Genomic DNA, 15,157 nt, shown 5'->3' on the forward strand with positions numbered 1-15,157 from the left:
GGTGCGGTGATCCGACAACCCCCCCCCTCGCCACAAGGGATCGGCGGCGAAACAACCACCCGGCCCAACCCTGTTCCCAAAACCCTCAAGGGCTGGAACAATGCCCGCCACTTTGTAGAGCGTTAATCCGGGGAGTTGCGGGTGCAGATTCAGGGTCATTACGAGCTTAAGTTCGAAGCGGTGCGTGAGGCTTTCGCGGCGTTGTTCGACGATCCCCAGGAGCGTGGCGCAGCGTTGTGCATTCAGATTGGTGGCGAAACCGTCCTCGATCTGTGGGCCGGCACTGCCGACAAGGACGGGGCCGAGGCCTGGCACAGCGACACCATCGCCAACCTGTTCTCTTGCACAAAGACCTTTACCGCAGTCACCGCGCTGCAACTGGTGGCCGAAGGCAAGCTGCAACTGGATGCCCCGGTTGCGCGCTACTGGCCCGAATTTGCCGCTGCCGGCAAAGAGTCTGTCACCCTTCGTCAACTGCTCTGCCATCAGGCCGGCCTGCCGGCATTGCGCGAATTACTGGCCCCCGAAGCCCTTTACGACTGGCAAACCATGGTCGCCGCCCTGGCCGCCGAAGTGCCGTGGTGGACGCCGGGCGAAGGTCACGGTTACGCGGCGATCACCTATGGCTGGCTGGTCGGCGAGTTGCTGCGCCGTGCCGACGGCCGTGGGCCGGGTGAATCCATCGTTGCGCGGGTCGCGCAGCCGTTGAGCCTGGACTTCCATGTGGGGCTGGCCGACGAAGAATTCCATCGCGTGGCCCACATTGCGCGGGGCAAGGGCAATGTCGGCGATGCCGCCGCCCAGCGCCTGTTGCAAGTGACCATGCGTGAGCCAACGGCCATGACCACCCGGGCGTTCACCAACCCGCCGTCGATCATGACCAGCACGAACAAACCCGAGTGGCGACGCATGCAGCAGCCAGCCGCCAATGGCCATGGCAATGCCCGCAGCCTGGCCGGGTTCTACGCCGGCCTGCTCGACGGCAGCCTGCTGGAAAGCGAAATGCTCAATGAGTTGACTCGTGAGCACAGCCTCGGCGAGGACAAGACTTTACTGACCCGGACTCGTTTCGGTCTGGGTTGCATGCTCGATCAACCGGACGTTGCCAACGCCACCTTCGGCCTTGGCCCGCGCGCGTTTGGTCATCCAGGCGCTGGCGGCTCCATCGGTTTTGCTGACCCGGAGTACGATGTGGCCTTCGGATTTGTGACAAATACCCTGGGGCCGTACGTCTTGATGGACCCGCGTGCGCAAAAGCTGGTGCGGGTTCTGGCCACTTGTCTGTAAAAGCGGCTATCGGCTTCCAGGGCAGGAACCCGATAGCCTTTTCAGTTTCAAAGCGTCAGTTTGTACGGGCCGATGTGGCCAGATTTTTTTGACTTCATTCTTGTGGATATCCAATGTCATCCAATAAAACTCTCGCCTTGGCCCTGTGCTTCGCTATTACCGGTTGCGCACAGACTCCGCAGAAAGACGCGACGGCACCGGTCGCCAAGACTGAGAGCGGCAGCCACTGGTACTGGCCGTTCGGTTCCGACGACAGCGCCGGCAAGCCTGCGGCCAAGCCGGAGGTGAAACCTGAAGTCAAACCCGTTGCGGTGACCAAGGCCGAAACCGATTCCGGCAGCAAGTGGTGGTGGCCGTTCGGCGGTAGCAAGCAGAGCGCAGCCAAGGCTGTGCCGATGCCGGATCCGAAAGTCACCCAGGCCTGGCTTGACGACTACGAACCGCGCCTGCGCGAGGCGGTCAAGGGCAGTAACCTGCAGCTCGAACGCCGCGAAAACGTACTGGTGGTGACTGCGCCGGTCGACGGCTCGTTCAACCCTGATCGTCCGGCCATGTTGCTGCCGGTCACACTCGGTCCGTTTACCCGTGTTGCCAAGATCCTTGAAGCCGATCCAAAGACTGCTGTCCTGATCCTCGGCCACAGCGATACGTCCGGCTCTGCGCCTGCCAACGTCAAGCTGAGCCAGGAGCGTGCCCAGGCCGTCGCGGCAATTTTCCGTCTCAGTGGTTTGCAGCGTGATCGCCTGATGCTGCGTGGCTTGGGCGGCGACGCGCCACGTGCCGCCAATGACAGCGAGCAAGGGCGTGCGTTGAACCGCCGAGTGGAGCTGCTGGTGACCCCGCAAAACACCATGGCCGCACTGCTGAGCAAGTACAACATGCCGGCGCCGGCCCCTGTGAACAAGGTCGCTGCCACTGATGTCAAGCCGGTCGCCAAGCCTGTGACTCCGGCCCCGGCGGCTAAAAAGGCGGCTGTTCCAGCGGCGAAAAAAGCCCCCGTGAAAAAAGCTCCGGCCAAGAAAGCACCTGCGAAAACTGCAACGCCGTCGAAGAAAACCACGCCAGCCAAGGCCTCCACGGCTGACAAGAAAGGCGCCGCCACCGATACTGCAAAGCAGTGATTCGTTAACCAAAAGGAATGCGCCATGACCCAGGGCCTGGCTGATATGCGTCGTGACTACACCCGTGATGGCCTGACCGAGGCGCAAGCCCCGACCGAGCCGTTTACGCTGTTCCACCAGTGGTTTGCCGACGCGGTGAAAACCGAACAGGTGCCGGTGGAAGCCAACGCCATGACCCTGGCCACCGTTGACCAGGACGGTCGGCCGCACTGTCGCATTCTGTTGCTCAAGGGCCTGGACGAGCAGGGCTTCACCTTTTTCACCAACTACGAAAGCGCCAAGGGCCAGCACCTGGCCGCGAATCCGTTTGCGGCCATGACGTTTTTCTGGCCGGCGCTGGAGCGCCAGGTGCGCATCGAAGGGCGGGTGGTGAAGGTGACGCCTGAGGAATCCGACGCCTATTATCAGGTCCGTCCACTGGGCAGTCGGCTGGGGGCCTGGGCATCGCCGCAGAGCCGCGTGATCGCCGATCGTGGCGAGCTCGAATCGCTGCTCAAGGACACCGAGCAACGTTTCAGCGACACCCAGCCGCATTGCCCGGAACACTGGGGCGGTTATCGCCTGCTGCCGGAGCGCATCGAATTCTGGCAGGGCCGCCCAAGCCGCCTGCACGACCGCCTCAACTACCGTCAGCAGGGCGCCGCCTGGATTCTTGAACGTCTGGCACCCTGAGTAGCCTACTGATCGGGATAACCTGCCGCAGCGGCCTCCAGCCACTTCGGCAGCTCTCGACGCTTGATCTTCTGCGCCCGGGCACTCGCCAACCGTTCGAGCATGAAGGCTTTTTTCTGCTCGTCCTTGCCGGCCAGCGCCAGTGCCAGGTCGCGATCCATCCAGCGCTTGATCCGCACGTACAGCCACCAATGGAAGTACAAACCGGCAACAGTCGTGACGACAATGATAAAGTAGTCCATGAAAATCCTTGGCCAGCGGGGCGGTTTTCCGATTTTGCCGCTACTGTGTGAGTTCGTGGGGGCGCCTTAACGGGGCCTGAATCAAACCAATTTTACCCGGGCGGTGCCGTGACAGGCGTCAAGCTGCGGAGTTTAATGAACATCTGTTTTTTTGGAGTTGATGCTATGCGTAAGTCTGTTCTGCTGGTTGCTTCCTTTTCCACGATGGCGATGTTGCTCACTGGTTGCCAATCGAACCTGACCGGTGACTCCTACTCCCGTGACGAGGCGCGTCGCGTGCAGACCGTTCGCATGGGTACCATCGAAGCATTGCGTCCGGTGAAAATCGAAGGCACCAAAACCCCGATCGGCGGCGCTGCAGGCGCAGTGGTCGGCGGCGTTGGCGGCAGTTCCATTGGTGGCGGCAAGGGCAGCGTCGTTGCTGCGGTCATCGGTGCTGTGGCTGGCGGCCTGCTCGGTTCGGCCGCCGAAGAAGGCCTGACCCGCACCCAGGGCGTGGAAATCACCGTGCGTGAAGACGATGGCAGCATGCGCGCCTACGTTCAGGAAGTTCAGCCAAACGAAGTGTTCCGTGTTGGCGAGCGCGTGCGCATTGCCAGTGTGAATGGCACCAGCCGCGTTTCGCACTAAGCGCAAACACCGGAAAAACAAACAACCCGATCAGGTGACTGATCGGGTTTTTTGTTTTTCAGCTGGGGGGATTCCTGGTTGGCGTCAGGCGTTATTGCTGTTTATCAGGAGGCCAGCGCGGTGTTCTTGCGGCTCGCCATTGCTGTCACCCCGTAACCGATCAGCGCCGCCAGTATCGAACCGGTCAGGATCCCCATGCGGTCCATCCCGGCGAAATCGCTCACGCCCGGCTCAAAGGCCAGCGAGCCGACAAACAGACTCATTGTGAAACCAATGCCGCAGAGAATCGCCACGCCCAGTATCTGGCCCCAATTGGCGTCTTGGGGCAGGGCGGCGATACCGGTTTTCACGGCCAGCCAGGTCAGGCCGAAGACACCGACGGTCTTGCCCAGCAGCAGCCCGATGGCAATGCCCATGGGAACATGGTGAGTGAAGCTTTCGACGGTGACGCCGCTCAGGGACAGGCCGGCGTTGGCGAAGGCGAACAGCGGCAGGATGCCGTAGGCGACCCACGGGTGCAGGGCGTGTTCCAGAGTCAGTAGCGGCGAAGGCTCGGCATTTTTCGTGCGCAGCGGAATGCAGAAAGCCAGGGTCACGCCGGCCAGGGTGGCGTGGACGCCGCTCTTGAGCACGCAGACCCAGAGGATCAAGCCAATGATCATGTACGGCCCGAGCTTGACCACCCCAAGCCGGTTCATCCCGATCAGCGCCGCAATACAGGCCGCGGCCAGCGCCAGGGACAGGGTCGACAGTGCGCCGGAATAGAAGATCGCAATGATGATGATCGCGCCGAGGTCGTCAATGATCGCCAGGGTCATCAGGAACAGTTTCAGCGAGACCGGAACGCGTTTGCCCAGCAACGCCAGCACGCCAAGGGCGAAGGCGATGTCGGTGGCGGTCGGGATTGCCCAGCCGTTGAGGGCCGGTGGCGTATCGCGATTGAGGTACCAGTAGATCAGCGCCGGCACCACCATGCCACCAATCGCCGCCGCACCAGGCAGGACGATTTGCGACGGTCTGGACAACTGGCCGTCGAGGACTTCACGCTTCACTTCCAGGCCGATCAGCAGGAAGAACAGCGCCATCAGGCCGTCGTTGATCCACAGCAGCAAGGGTTTGGCGATTTTCAGCGCACCGATCTGGGCCACCACGGGGGTGTCCAGCAGGCCGTTGTACAGCCACGACAGCGGGGAGTTGTTGATAATCAGAGCCAGAACGGCAGCGGCGATCAGTAACAGACCGCTGGCAGCTTCCAACTGAAAGAAACGCGTGAAAGTGCTACGCAGAGGCAAGGTCGCTCTCCATCTGTGAATTCAAAAGGTGTTACACCCTAACAAGTACTGTTAGTTGTTAAAACAAAAGTTATATTCTTTTTTGTTATATGTCGTTACAGCGTAATCCGGCAGCAGGGACCTGAGCCTAGCAGTTGCCGGGCGTATTGGATCTCAGCTGTACCTGTGCTGTATGTAGGTTTTTTCCTAAGCTTGTTGGTTGAGCCCTGTGACAAGGCCAACTCCTGCCTGATTCAACGAGAAAACCATCATGAGCGACAACCGACAGTGGTCCCGCGAAGCGATCCGGATCATCGAAGCCGACTTCCAGCGCAGCGCCGACACACACCTGATTCCCTTGCCGCTACCGGGTTTTCCAGGCATCGAGTTGTACTTCAAGGATGAATCCAGCCACCCCACGGGCAGCCTCAAGCACCGCCTGGCCCGCTCGCTGTTTCTGTATGCGCTGTGTAACGGCTGGCTCAAACCCGGTGCGCCGGTCATTGAAGCGTCCAGCGGTTCGACGGCGATTTCCGAAGCGTACTTCGCGCGCATGCTGGGCTTGCCGTTCATTGCGGTGATGCCGGCGACCACGTCCAGGGAAAAGATCGCACAAATTGCCTTCTACGGTGGACAAAGCCATCTGGTGGACGACCCGACCCAGATCTACGCCGAGTCCGAGCGCCTGGCTCGCGAACACGACGGGCACTTCATCGACCAGTTCACCTACGCCGAGCGCGCCACCGACTGGCGGGCGAACAACAACATTGCCGAGTCGATCTTTCATCAGATGCGTTTCGAGCAGCATCCCGAGCCGAGCTGGCTGATTTCCAGCCCCGGTACCGGGGGCACCACGGCCACCCTGGGCCGATACGTACGTTATCGCCAGCATGGCACCCGCGTGCTGTGTGCCGATGCCGAGCGTTCGGTGTTCTTTGATTACTACCAGACTGGCGATGCCAGCCTGCGCCTGGACCACGGCTCGCGTATCGAAGGCATCGGCCGGCCGCGTGTGGAAGCGTCGTTTCTGCCCAAGGTGATCGACGCGATGGTCAAGGTGCCGGATGCCTTGTCACTGGCGGCCATGCACTACCTTGCTGAGCGTCTGGGACGCCATGTGGGCGGGTCGAGCGGGACCAATCTGATCGGCGCACTGATGGCCGCCCAGCACATGAAGGCGGCGGGGGAGACGGGGTCGATGGTGGCGATTCTGTGTGACGGCGGCGAGCGCTACGCCACGACCTACTACGATCAGGATTGGCTCAAGGCCCAGGGGTATGAATTGAGTGGCTTGATGGCGGCGGTAGCGGCGACGGTCGAGCGGGGTGAGCCACTGCCGGACTCGATTTTGCGCGCCAATATCTGACACACCGAAGATCAAATGTGGGAGCGGGCTTGCTCGCGAAAGCGGTGGATCAGCCAACATGTATGTTGAATGTGAAACCGTATTCGTCGGATCGCCGCCCGGAGCAAGCCCGCTCCCACATTAGAGTGGTATCAGGCCTCGAGACCGAGGATGTCCCGGGCTACCGCTTCTGCAATGCGAATCCCGTCGACACCCGCCGACAGAATCCCGCCCGCATACCCGGCACCTTCACCGGCGGGGAACAAGCCTTTCACGTTCAGGCTCTGCATCGACTCGTTGCGGGTAATGCGCAGTGGCGACGACGTACGTGTCTCGATGCCGGTCAACACAGCATCGTGCAGCGAGTAACCGCGAATCTGCTTCTCGAACGCCGGCAAGGCTTCGCGAATCGCTTCGATGGCGAACGCCGGCAGTGCCAGCGCCAGATCACCCAAGGCAACGCCCGGCTTGTAGGACGGCTCGACGCTGCCCAATTCGGTGGATGGTTTGCCTGCGATAAAATCGCCGACCAGCTGCGCCGGGGCTTCGTAGTTGCTGCCGCCCAGCACAAAGGCGTGGGACTCCAGGCGTTCCTGCAGCTCGATACCGGCCAGCGGGCCACCCGGGTAATCGACTTCCGGGGTGATGCCGACGACGATACCGGAGTTGGCATTGCGTTCGTTACGCGAGTACTGGCTCATGCCATTGGTCACGACGCGGTTCGGTTCGGACGTCGCCGCCACCACCGTACCGCCCGGGCACATGCAGAAGCTGTAGACCGAACGACCGTTCTTGGCGTGGTGCACCAGTTTGTAGTCGGCGGCGCCCAGTTTCGGGTGGCCGGCGTACTTGCCCAGGCGCGCACGGTCGATCAGCGACTGCGGGTGCTCGATGCGGAAACCCACCGAGAATGGCTTGGCTTCCATGTACACGCCACGACCGTGGAGCATGCGGAATGTATCGCGGGCGCTGTGGCCCAGGGCCAGGATTACGTGTCTGGAATGGATCTGCTCGCCGCCGTGGAGCTCGACGCCGACCAGCTGGCCATCTTCGATCAACACGTCGGTGACACGCTGCTGGAAGCGCACTTCGCCGCCAAGGGCGCGAATCTGCTCACGCATGTTTTCCACAACACCGGTCAAACGGAACGTACCGATGTGCGGTTTGCTGACGTAGAGGATTTCTTCCGGCGCGCCGGCCTTGACGAATTCGTGCAGGACCTTGCGACCAAGGAACTTCGGGTCCTTGATCTGGCTGTACAGCTTGCCGTCGGAGAATGTTCCCGCGCCGCCTTCACCAAATTGCACGTTGGATTCCGGGTTGAGCACGCTTTTGCGCCACAGGCCCCAGGTGTCCTTGGTGCGCTGGCGTACTTCGGTGCCGCGTTCGAGGATGATCGGCTTGAAGCCCATTTGCGCCAGCAGCAGCCCGGCGAAAATCCCGCACGGACCGAAGCCGACGACGATCGGACGCGCATTCAGGTCGGCCGGTGCCTGGCCTACCGCTTTGTAACTGACATCCGGCGCCACGTTGACGTTACGGTCGTCGGCGAACTTGTGCAGCACCGCCGCCTCGTCGCGAACTTCAAGGTCGATGGTGTAGATGAAACACAGTTCGGAGGACTTTTTACGCGCATCGTAGCTGCGCTTGAACAAGGTGAAATCGAGCAGGTCATCGCTGGCAAGCCCTAAGCGCTGCACGATGGCAGGGCGCAGGTCTTCATCGGGATGGTCGATCGGCAACTTGAGTTCGGTGATTCGTAACATGGCGGGATCCGGTTCGCGGGGCGCACAACTGCGCCAGGGCGTTTGAAGCCCGCGATTATAAGCCCCAAAGGCCGCGTCCAGTGAGGCAAAAACCGCCTCTCGTCGAATCAGTCGTCGCGCGATCCGCCGAAATAACCGCATCCGCGCTGAACCTGGCCGTCAATTCGCAGCTCGGCGCTCATGTGCTGGATGCTGCCGGTGCTGCTGTCGACGCAACGTTGCGGTGCAACCCACAGTTCGATGTGCTGGTTGTTGGCTTCGGTGCTGAGGTTGAAACGGCCATCGCCCAGTTGCTCCTCGACGTAAGGCACGGCCAGCGGCGGCCGGCCTGCGCGGTCGATGACCATGCCTTTGCCGCTGACTTTCACGCTCCACTCCGGGATGTGGCCGGCGGCGCGCAGAATCAGCAGTTTGAAGTTCGGATCATCACACGCGGTACCCGAACGCTCGACGCGGTACAACTGTTCCAGATCGAGCTGGCCGTCACCACCGCTACCGGCCACAACCCGTCCGCGCACGTCGGCAAACAGCTTGCCCTGTTTGTCCGCCAGGTTTGCGGCCTGCTGCAGGACGCTGGTACCGCCGGTGTCGTTGACCACGAACCGGTTTGCCTGGTTGCACGGCTGGAACACCAGTTTGCCGTCCGCTGCGGTCAACTGGCCTTGCATGCGTGTCTGGCCGACATGGGAGGCGCTCTGCCGTTCACCCTCGAACAACTGGCAAGCGGCAAACAGCGGAAGCAGGGTAACGAGGACTAAGGAACGGGCAACACGCATCTTGGGGTCTCCTGACAGGTGCCGCCACGTTACTCAGGCTGCCCGTTCATCACAAGGCTGGAGTTGGTCTCTGGCAAAGTGGAGGGCGATTTCCGGCAACATCTTGTGAATTATTTCGATGCCGAGTATCAGGATGCCAAAGCTAAGCTGCCGCGTTTTTGCAGGGGGCGGATATGAAGAACGCAATGGGCTGGAAGATCTGGTTGTTTTTGATTGTGATGACAGGAGCCTCGGGCAGTCAGGCTGCCGAGATCAATTTGTCTTCGGCAACCGACTTCACCCGAATGGAGTTGCTATTGAAGGACAACGACAGACTTCATTCGGCGTTTGAAATGAATGTCACGCTCAGTCCTGAAGCAACTGAGCGTATGCAGCGCATTACCCGTGAGTCGATAGGCCATAAATTGACGCTATCGATCAATGGCTGGAAGGTTTCTACGGCGACAGTGCATTCGGTCTTGGGCTCGCAGTTCAGGGTGTCCATCCCGAAAGCCGTCGCCAAAGACCTCTTGCCCACGTTGGTTGATTGAGCTTGAACCGGCTCAGCCTACGTGAAAGGTCTGACCTGTTTGCAGGCCTTCCACGCTCTTGGCGTAGGCCAGCGCCACGTCCGCCGCAGGAACTGGCTTGAAGCCGCGGAAGTATGGCGCGTATTTGCCCATGGCTTCGACGAGGACGTTCGGGCTGATCGAATTCACACGCAGGCCGCGCGGCAGTTCGATGGCGGCGGCCCGGACGAAGCTGTCCAGTGCACCGTTGACCAGCGCCGCCGAGGCACCGCTGTAAATCGGATCGTGGCTGAGCACACCAGTGGTGAAGGTGAACGAAGCGCCGTCGTTGGCGAACTCGCGGCCAATCAGCAACAGGTTGACCTGGCCCATGAGTTTGTCCTTCAGGCCCAGGGCAAAGCTCTCTTCGGTCATGTCATTGAGCGGGGCAAAGGTCACGTTGCCGGCGGCGCACACCAGTGCGTCGAATTTGCCGGTCTGCTCGAACAGTTTGCGAATCGAGGCGCTGTCGCTGATGTCCACCTGGAAGTCGCCGCTGGTGCGACCGATGCGGATGATTTCGTGGCGTGGCGACAGTTCTTTGTCGATGGCCGAACCGATGGTGCCGCCTGCGCCGATCAATAGAATTTTCATGAATGTTGATCCTCGTTGTGGGTTGAACGAGGTATCAGTTTAGGGTGGTTTTTTTCGTAGATAAGCGCACTAATAGGCAACCTTTGGTTTTCAAATGGAAACAATCCATGAGCGAGATGGATGACCTGGCCGCGTTCGCCGTATTGATCGAGGCGGGAAGTTTCACCCTGGCGGCGCAGCAGCTCGGTTGCAGCAAAGGCCAGTTGTCCAAACGCATCAGCCAGTTGGAAGCGCAGTTTTGCGTGGTGCTGTTGCAACGCACCACCCGCCGCCTGAGCCTGACCGCGGCCGGTGCCGCGTTGTTGCCTCAGGCACAGGCGCTGGTGGTGCAAGTCGAGCGGGCGCGGCAGGCCCTGGCGCGTCTGAAGGACGACATGGCCGGCCCGGTGCGGATGACGGTGCCGGTATCGCTCGGGGAAACTTTCTTCGATGGCCTGCTGCTGGAGTTTTCCGCCAAATACCCTCAAGTGCAGATCGAACTGGAGCTCAACAACAGCTACCGCGACCTGTCCCGTGACGGCTTCGACCTGGCGATTCGCTCCGACGTGGCCATTGACCAGCGACTGGTGGCGCGCCCGCTGCTGGCGTGGCAAGAGCTGACCTGTGCCAGCCCGGCTTATCTGGAACAATACGGTGAACCGCAAACGCCCCAGGCGCTGGCCGAGCATCGTTGCCTGCTCAACAGCCATTACAGCGGCCGCGAAGAATGGCTGTATCACCAGCAGCATGAGTTGTTGCGGGTGCGGGTGTCGGGGCCGTTCGCCAGCAACCACTACAACCTCTTGAAGAAAGCCGCACTGGTCGGCGCCGGTATTGCGCGCCTGCCATCCTACTGTTTGCCAACAGAACTGGCCGACGGGCGTTTGCGCTGGCTCCTGCGCGATTATCAGACCCGCAGCATGCCGATGTACCTGGTGCATCCGTATCAGGGTGGATTGCCCAAGCGCACGCAGGTGCTGGCGGATTATTTGATCGGGTGGTTCAAGCGCAGTGGGGAGGCGTTGGACAGGCTGTAAATCTTCACGCGCACATCCTGTGGGAACGAGCCGGCTCCGGGCGGCGTTCCGACGATGGACGTTAACGATGACGAGGGCTGTCTGAATGAACGCGGCGCTCTCCAGTTCTTCGCGAGCAAGCTCGCTCCTACAGAAAGGGGTCTGCGTAGTTAAGGAGGTTGGCAGGCATAAAAAAACGGCCCGCGAAGGCCGTTTCTTTTGTGTACCGCAAAGGCTTAGCCGCCGAGGTACGCGTCACGCACTTTCGGATCGGTCAGCAGTGCTTCACCGGTGCCTGTCATAACCACCCGGCCGTTCTCCAGAACGTAGGCACGGTCAGCGATTTTCAGCGCCTGGTTGGCATTCTGCTCGACCAGGAACACGGTCACACCGTCCTTGCGCAGTTGTTCGATGATGTCGAAGATCTGCTGGATGATGATCGGTGCCAGGCCCAACGACGGCTCGTCGAGCAGCAACAGCTTGGGCTTGCTCATCAGCGCACGGCCGATGGCGAGCATTTGCTGTTCGCCGCCGGACATGGTGCCACCACGCTGGGCGAAGCGTTCTTTCAGGCGCGGGAAAAGCCCGAGGACCTTGTCCATCTGCTCCTGATAGTCGCCCTTGGCGGTGAAGAAACCACCCATGGAGAGGTTTTCTTCCACGGTCAGGCGGGAAAACACCCGACGACCTTCCGGTACCACGGCAATGCTCTTGCGCATGATCTGCGAGGAGTCCTGGCCGACCAGTTCCTCACCCATGTAGCGGATGCTGCCGCTGTGGGCTTGCGGCGAACCGCAGAGCGTCATCAGCAGGGTGGACTTGCCGGCGCCGTTGGCACCGATCAGGGTCACGATCTCGCCCTGGCGGACTTCGACGTTGACGCTGTGCAGGGCCTGGATCTTGCCGTAGAAGGTGGAAACGTTTTCGAACTGCAGCATTTACGCTTCCCCCAGGTAGGCTTTGATCACTTCAGGATTGTCGCGGATCTGTTCCGGCGTACCGTTGGCAAGCGGTGTGCCCTGGTTGATCACGAAAATGTGGTCGGAAATGCTCATGACCAGTTTCATGTCGTGTTCGATCAGCAGCACGGTCACATCATGCTCTTCACGCAGGGTGCCGATCAGAGCCTTGAGGTCTTCGGTTTCCCGTGGGTTGAGGCCGGCGGCCGGTTCGTCGAGCATGAGGATCCGCGGGCGGGTCATCATGCAGCGGGCGATTTCCAGACGACGTTGCTGACCGTAGGCCAGAGTGCCGGCCGGACGGTTGGCGAACTCCTTGAGGTTGACCTTTTCCAGCCAGAACTCGGCGTATTCCATGGCCTCGCGTTCGCTTTTGCGGAACGACGGGGTCTTGAACAGGCCGGACAGGAAGTTGGTGTTCAGGTGACGGTGCTGGGCGATCAGGAGGTTTTCGACCGCCGTCATGTCCTTGAACAACCGCACGTTCTGGAAGGTCCGTACCACGCCCTTGCCGGCGATCTTGTGACCGGGCAGGCCTTCGATCGCTTCACCGTTGAGCTGGATGCTGCCGGCGGTGGGTTTGTAGAACCCGGTCAGGCAGTTGAACACGGTGGTCTTGCCGGCACCGTTGGGGCCGATCATCGACACCACTTGTTTCTCTTTGACGCTCAAGGCTACGCCATTGACCGCCAACAGGCCGCCAAAGCGCATGCTCAGGCCGCTTACATTCAGAATCTCACGGCTCATTTGCGCAGCTCCATGTGGGGGCGTTGCATCGGCAGCAGACCTTGAGGACGCCAGATCATCATCAGCACCATCAAGGCGCCGAACATCAACATGCGGTATTCGCTGAAGTCTCGCATCAGCTCGGGCAACAGGATCATCACGACAGCTGCGAGGACCACGCCCAACTGCGAACCCATGCCGCCCAGCACCACGATGGCGAGGATGGTGGCCGACTCGATGAAGGTGAACGACTCCGGCGTGACCAGCCCTTGACGCGCAGCGAAGAAGCTACCGGCGAAACCGGCGAAGCAGGCACCCAGGGTGAAGGCAGACAGCTTGATCACAGTCGGGTTCAGGCCCAGGGCACGGCAGGCGATTTCGTCTTCGCGCAAAGCTTCCCAGGCACGGCCGATCGGCATGCGCAACAGGCGGTTGATCACGAACAGCGCGAACAGCGCCAGCAACAACGCAACGAGGTAGAGGAAAACCACCTTGCTGACGGGGTTGTAGGTCAGGCCGAAGTACTCGTGGAAGGTCTGCATGCCTTCGGCGGCCGTTCTATCGAAGCTCAGGCCGAACAGCGACGGTTTGGGAATGTTGCTGATGCCGTTCGGTCCACCGGTGAGGTCGGTCAGGTTGCGCAGGAACAGACGGATGATTTCACCGAAGCCCAGGGTCACGATCGCCAGGTAGTCACCGCGCAAACGCAGTACCGGGAAACCCAGCAGGAAGCCGAAGGTGGCCGCCATCAGCCCGGCGATCGGCAGGCAGATCCAGAAGCTCAGGCCGTAGTAGTGCGACAGTAGTGCATAACTGTAGGCGCCCACGGCGTAGAAGCCGACGTAACCGAGGTCGAGCAGGCCGGCCAGGCCGACCACGATGTTCAGGCCCAGGCCGAGCAGCACGTAGATCAGGATCAGCGTGGCAATGTCCACCGCACCGCGTGAGCCGAAGAACGGCCAGACCAGTGCAACGACGATCAACGCCATGATGATCCAGCGCTGGGTTGTCGGCAGGGTCAGGAAGTGGCTCGCGCTGGCCGGGATCAGTTTACCCTTGGGCATGGAGCGCATGGCCGCCGAGTATTGGCGATCGAACAGCACACGCAGGAACATCAGCACCGAGCAGGTGGCGATGATGAACAGGGTCGAGGTGCTGGCACCTTGCACTTCGAGACTGATACCGGCGATGGACAGTTTCAGACCGAGTACCGGATAGGCCACGGCCCATACCAGCAAGGCACTAAACAGCGCCTGTTTAAGATTCCTAGTCATACTTTCTCAACCTCCGGACGGCCCAGCAGGCCGGTTGGCCGGAATAACAACACCAGAACAAGCAGCCCGAAAGCCACCACGTCCTTGTACTGATCACCGAAGATATCGGCGCCAAACGCTTCTGCCACCCCCAGCACCAGCCCGCCGAGCATGGCGCCAGGAATGCTGCCGATGCCACCCAGAACCGCTGCGGTAAAGGCTTTGAGACCTACCAGGAAACCGGCGTTGGGGTTGATCACACCGTACTGCATGCTCAGCAGTACAGCCGCCACGGCCGCCAGGGCGGCACCGATGACGAAGGTCAGGGCGATGATGTTGTTGGTGTTGATGCCCAGCAGGTTGGCCATCTTGATGTCTTCGGCACAGGCCCGGCAGGCGCGTCCCAGGCGTGAACGCGAGATGAACCCGGTGAGGCAGAGCATCACCACCAGGGTCACCACGAACACCAGGATCTGCATGTAGGAGATCAGCACTTCCTGTGCGCCGCCCGGACCGAAGCTGAAGCTGCCCGGAATCAGGTTGGGGATCGATTTGTCCTTGGAGTCCTGCGAGAGCAGTACGGAGTTCTGCAGGAAGATCGACATGCCGATGGCCGAGATCAGCGGGATCAGACGGTTACTGCCCCGCAGGGGGCGGTAGGCGATCCGTTCGATGCTGTAGCCGTAGGCACTGGTAACAACGATGGTCGCCAGGAAAGCGGCGGTCATCAACAGCGGCAGTGAATCAAAACCCAGCATGGCCAGTCCGGCAAGGACGATGAAGGCCACGTAGGAGCCGATCATGTAGACCTCGCCATGGGCGAAGTTGATCATTCCAATAATGCCGTAAACCATTGTGTAGCCAATGGCTATCAGGGCATAGGTGCTGCCAATGGTCATCCCATTAACCAGCTGTTGGAAGAAGTGATAGATCTCAGGCATTACAGCGCTCCTAAAAACCTGATACGCATTT

General features: G+C 60.7%; 16 protein-coding genes. 7 read left to right on the forward strand and 9 right to left on the reverse strand.

The features are described 5' to 3' along the window. Nucleotides 1-141 precede the first annotated feature (141 nt). The 3 genes from RS887_RS15895 to pdxH all read left to right on the forward strand — a co-directional run bounded on the left by RS887_RS15895 (nucleotide 142) and on the right by pdxH (nucleotide 3,080). Nucleotides 142-1,287: a serine hydrolase domain-containing protein gene (locus RS887_RS15895; RefSeq protein ID WP_322616087.1), complete on the forward strand. Its 1,146-nt coding sequence runs from the start codon at nucleotides 142-144 to the stop codon at nucleotides 1,285-1,287. 113 nt (nucleotides 1,288-1,400) lie between these two features. Beyond that, nucleotides 1,401-2,408 carry an OmpA family protein gene (locus RS887_RS15900; protein WP_322616088.1) on the forward strand — a complete coding sequence of 336 codons (1,008 nt, stop codon included), beginning with the start codon at nucleotides 1,401-1,403 and terminating at the stop codon, nucleotides 2,406-2,408. A 24-nt stretch (nucleotides 2,409-2,432) separates the two neighbouring features. Then, entirely contained in the window at nucleotides 2,433-3,080 is a 648-nt protein-coding gene (gene pdxH / locus RS887_RS15905) for a pyridoxamine 5'-phosphate oxidase (protein WP_322616089.1), read from the forward strand. A gap of 5 nt (nucleotides 3,081-3,085) precedes the next feature. Here pdxH and RS887_RS15910 read toward each other — a convergent pair whose 3' ends face one another. Continuing rightward, a complete protein-coding gene (locus RS887_RS15910) occupies nucleotides 3,086-3,322 on the reverse strand; it encodes a hypothetical protein (protein WP_322616090.1) in 237 nt (78 codons plus the stop codon). Between the two features lie 165 nt (nucleotides 3,323-3,487). Here RS887_RS15910 and RS887_RS15915 point away from each other — a divergent pair, with 165 nt between their 5' ends. Then, nucleotides 3,488-3,952 (forward strand): glycine zipper 2TM domain-containing protein, encoded by a 465-nt coding sequence (locus RS887_RS15915; RefSeq protein ID WP_111281476.1) that lies wholly within the window; start codon nucleotides 3,488-3,490, stop codon nucleotides 3,950-3,952. A gap of 104 nt (nucleotides 3,953-4,056) precedes the next feature. On the opposite strand, the gene nhaA is transcribed toward RS887_RS15915, so the two are convergent. After that, nucleotides 4,057-5,244, reverse strand: a complete 1,188-nt coding sequence (nhaA, locus tag RS887_RS15920) for a Na+/H+ antiporter NhaA (RefSeq protein ID WP_322616091.1) — start codon at nucleotides 5,242-5,244, stop codon at nucleotides 4,057-4,059. Between the two features lie 247 nt (nucleotides 5,245-5,491). Here nhaA and RS887_RS15925 point away from each other — a divergent pair, with 247 nt between their 5' ends. Continuing rightward, a complete protein-coding gene (locus tag RS887_RS15925) occupies nucleotides 5,492-6,589 on the forward strand; it encodes a PLP-dependent cysteine synthase family protein (protein WP_322616349.1) in 1,098 nt (365 codons plus the stop codon). Nucleotides 6,590-6,720: 131 nt separating this feature from the next. On the opposite strand, the gene RS887_RS15930 is transcribed toward RS887_RS15925, so the two are convergent. Beyond that, nucleotides 6,721-8,334, reverse strand: coding sequence for an NAD(P)/FAD-dependent oxidoreductase (locus RS887_RS15930; protein ID WP_322616092.1), 1,614 nt, complete (start codon nucleotides 8,332-8,334; stop codon nucleotides 6,721-6,723). A 107-nt stretch (nucleotides 8,335-8,441) separates the two neighbouring features. Further along, complete coding sequence (locus RS887_RS15935) at nucleotides 8,442-9,110, reverse strand: hypothetical protein (RefSeq protein ID WP_322616093.1); 669 nt, start codon at nucleotides 9,108-9,110, stop codon at nucleotides 8,442-8,444. A gap of 173 nt (nucleotides 9,111-9,283) precedes the next feature. Here RS887_RS15935 and RS887_RS15940 point away from each other — a divergent pair, with 173 nt between their 5' ends. Then, the gene (locus RS887_RS15940) at nucleotides 9,284-9,640 is read left to right on the forward strand and encodes a hypothetical protein (protein WP_008016456.1); all 357 of its coding nucleotides are present in this window, start codon (nucleotides 9,284-9,286) and stop codon (nucleotides 9,638-9,640) included. A 12-nt stretch (nucleotides 9,641-9,652) separates the two neighbouring features. On the opposite strand, the gene RS887_RS15945 is transcribed toward RS887_RS15940, so the two are convergent. Beyond that, a complete protein-coding gene (locus RS887_RS15945) occupies nucleotides 9,653-10,252 on the reverse strand; it encodes a short chain dehydrogenase (protein WP_322616094.1) in 600 nt (199 codons plus the stop codon). A 107-nt stretch (nucleotides 10,253-10,359) separates the two neighbouring features. On the opposite strand from RS887_RS15945, the gene RS887_RS15950 reads away from it, so the two are divergent. Continuing rightward, entirely contained in the window at nucleotides 10,360-11,268 is a 909-nt protein-coding gene (locus RS887_RS15950; protein ID WP_322616095.1) for a LysR family transcriptional regulator, read from the forward strand. Nucleotides 11,269-11,483: 215 nt separating this feature from the next. Here RS887_RS15950 and RS887_RS15955 read toward each other — a convergent pair whose 3' ends face one another. The 4 genes from RS887_RS15955 to livH are packed head-to-tail and all read right to left on the reverse strand — an operon-like array spanning nucleotide 11,484 to nucleotide 15,126. After that, nucleotides 11,484-12,185: an ABC transporter ATP-binding protein gene (locus RS887_RS15955; RefSeq protein WP_008016460.1), complete on the reverse strand. Its 702-nt coding sequence runs from the start codon at nucleotides 12,183-12,185 to the stop codon at nucleotides 11,484-11,486. Further along, nucleotides 12,186-12,953 (reverse strand): high-affinity branched-chain amino acid ABC transporter ATP-binding protein LivG, encoded by a 768-nt coding sequence (gene livG / locus RS887_RS15960; protein WP_085715580.1) that lies wholly within the window; start codon nucleotides 12,951-12,953, stop codon nucleotides 12,186-12,188. It lies immediately after the preceding gene. After that, entirely contained in the window at nucleotides 12,950-14,206 is a 1,257-nt protein-coding gene (locus RS887_RS15965; RefSeq protein ID WP_322616096.1) for a high-affinity branched-chain amino acid ABC transporter permease LivM, read from the reverse strand. The genes livG and RS887_RS15965 overlap by 4 nt, the downstream gene beginning before the upstream one ends. After that, nucleotides 14,203-15,126, reverse strand: coding sequence for a high-affinity branched-chain amino acid ABC transporter permease LivH (gene livH / locus RS887_RS15970; protein ID WP_008016464.1), 924 nt, complete (start codon nucleotides 15,124-15,126; stop codon nucleotides 14,203-14,205). The genes RS887_RS15965 and livH overlap by 4 nt, the downstream gene beginning before the upstream one ends. Nucleotides 15,127-15,157: the final 31 nt, after the last annotated feature.

Source organism: Pseudomonas sp. BIC9C, assembly GCF_034541995.1.
In the GTDB taxonomy this organism is placed as follows: Bacteria; Pseudomonadota; Gammaproteobacteria; order Pseudomonadales; family Pseudomonadaceae; genus Aquipseudomonas; species Aquipseudomonas fluorescens_CC.

Bases quoted from the DNA above. Each gene is read 5' to 3' on its own strand.
- RS887_RS15900 (WP_322616088.1), top strand. From the start codon at position 1,401: ATGTCATCCAATAAAACTCTCGCCTTGGCCCTGTGCTTCGCTATTACC.
- pdxH (WP_322616089.1), top strand. From the start codon at position 2,433: ATGACCCAGGGCCTGGCTGATATGCGTCGTGACTACACCCGTGATGGC.
- RS887_RS15910 (WP_322616090.1), bottom strand. From the start codon at position 3,322: ATGGACTACTTTATCATTGTCGTCACGACTGTTGCCGGTTTGTACTTC.
- RS887_RS15915 (WP_111281476.1), top strand. From the start codon at position 3,488: ATGCGTAAGTCTGTTCTGCTGGTTGCTTCCTTTTCCACGATGGCGATG.
- RS887_RS15930 (WP_322616092.1), bottom strand. From the start codon at position 8,334: ATGTTACGAATCACCGAACTCAAGTTGCCGATCGACCATCCCGATGAA.
- RS887_RS15935 (WP_322616093.1), bottom strand. From the start codon at position 9,110: ATGCGTGTTGCCCGTTCCTTAGTCCTCGTTACCCTGCTTCCGCTGTTT.
- RS887_RS15940 (WP_008016456.1), top strand. From the start codon at position 9,284: ATGAAGAACGCAATGGGCTGGAAGATCTGGTTGTTTTTGATTGTGATG.
- RS887_RS15945 (WP_322616094.1), bottom strand. From the start codon at position 10,252: ATGAAAATTCTATTGATCGGCGCAGGCGGCACCATCGGTTCGGCCATC.
- RS887_RS15950 (WP_322616095.1), top strand. From the start codon at position 10,360: ATGAGCGAGATGGATGACCTGGCCGCGTTCGCCGTATTGATCGAGGCG.
- RS887_RS15955 (WP_008016460.1), bottom strand. From the start codon at position 12,185: ATGCTGCAGTTCGAAAACGTTTCCACCTTCTACGGCAAGATCCAGGCC.
- livG (WP_085715580.1), bottom strand. From the start codon at position 12,953: ATGAGCCGTGAGATTCTGAATGTAAGCGGCCTGAGCATGCGCTTTGGC.
- RS887_RS15965 (WP_322616096.1), bottom strand. From the start codon at position 14,206: ATGACTAGGAATCTTAAACAGGCGCTGTTTAGTGCCTTGCTGGTATGG.
- livH (WP_008016464.1), bottom strand. From the start codon at position 15,126: ATGCCTGAGATCTATCACTTCTTCCAACAGCTGGTTAATGGGATGACC.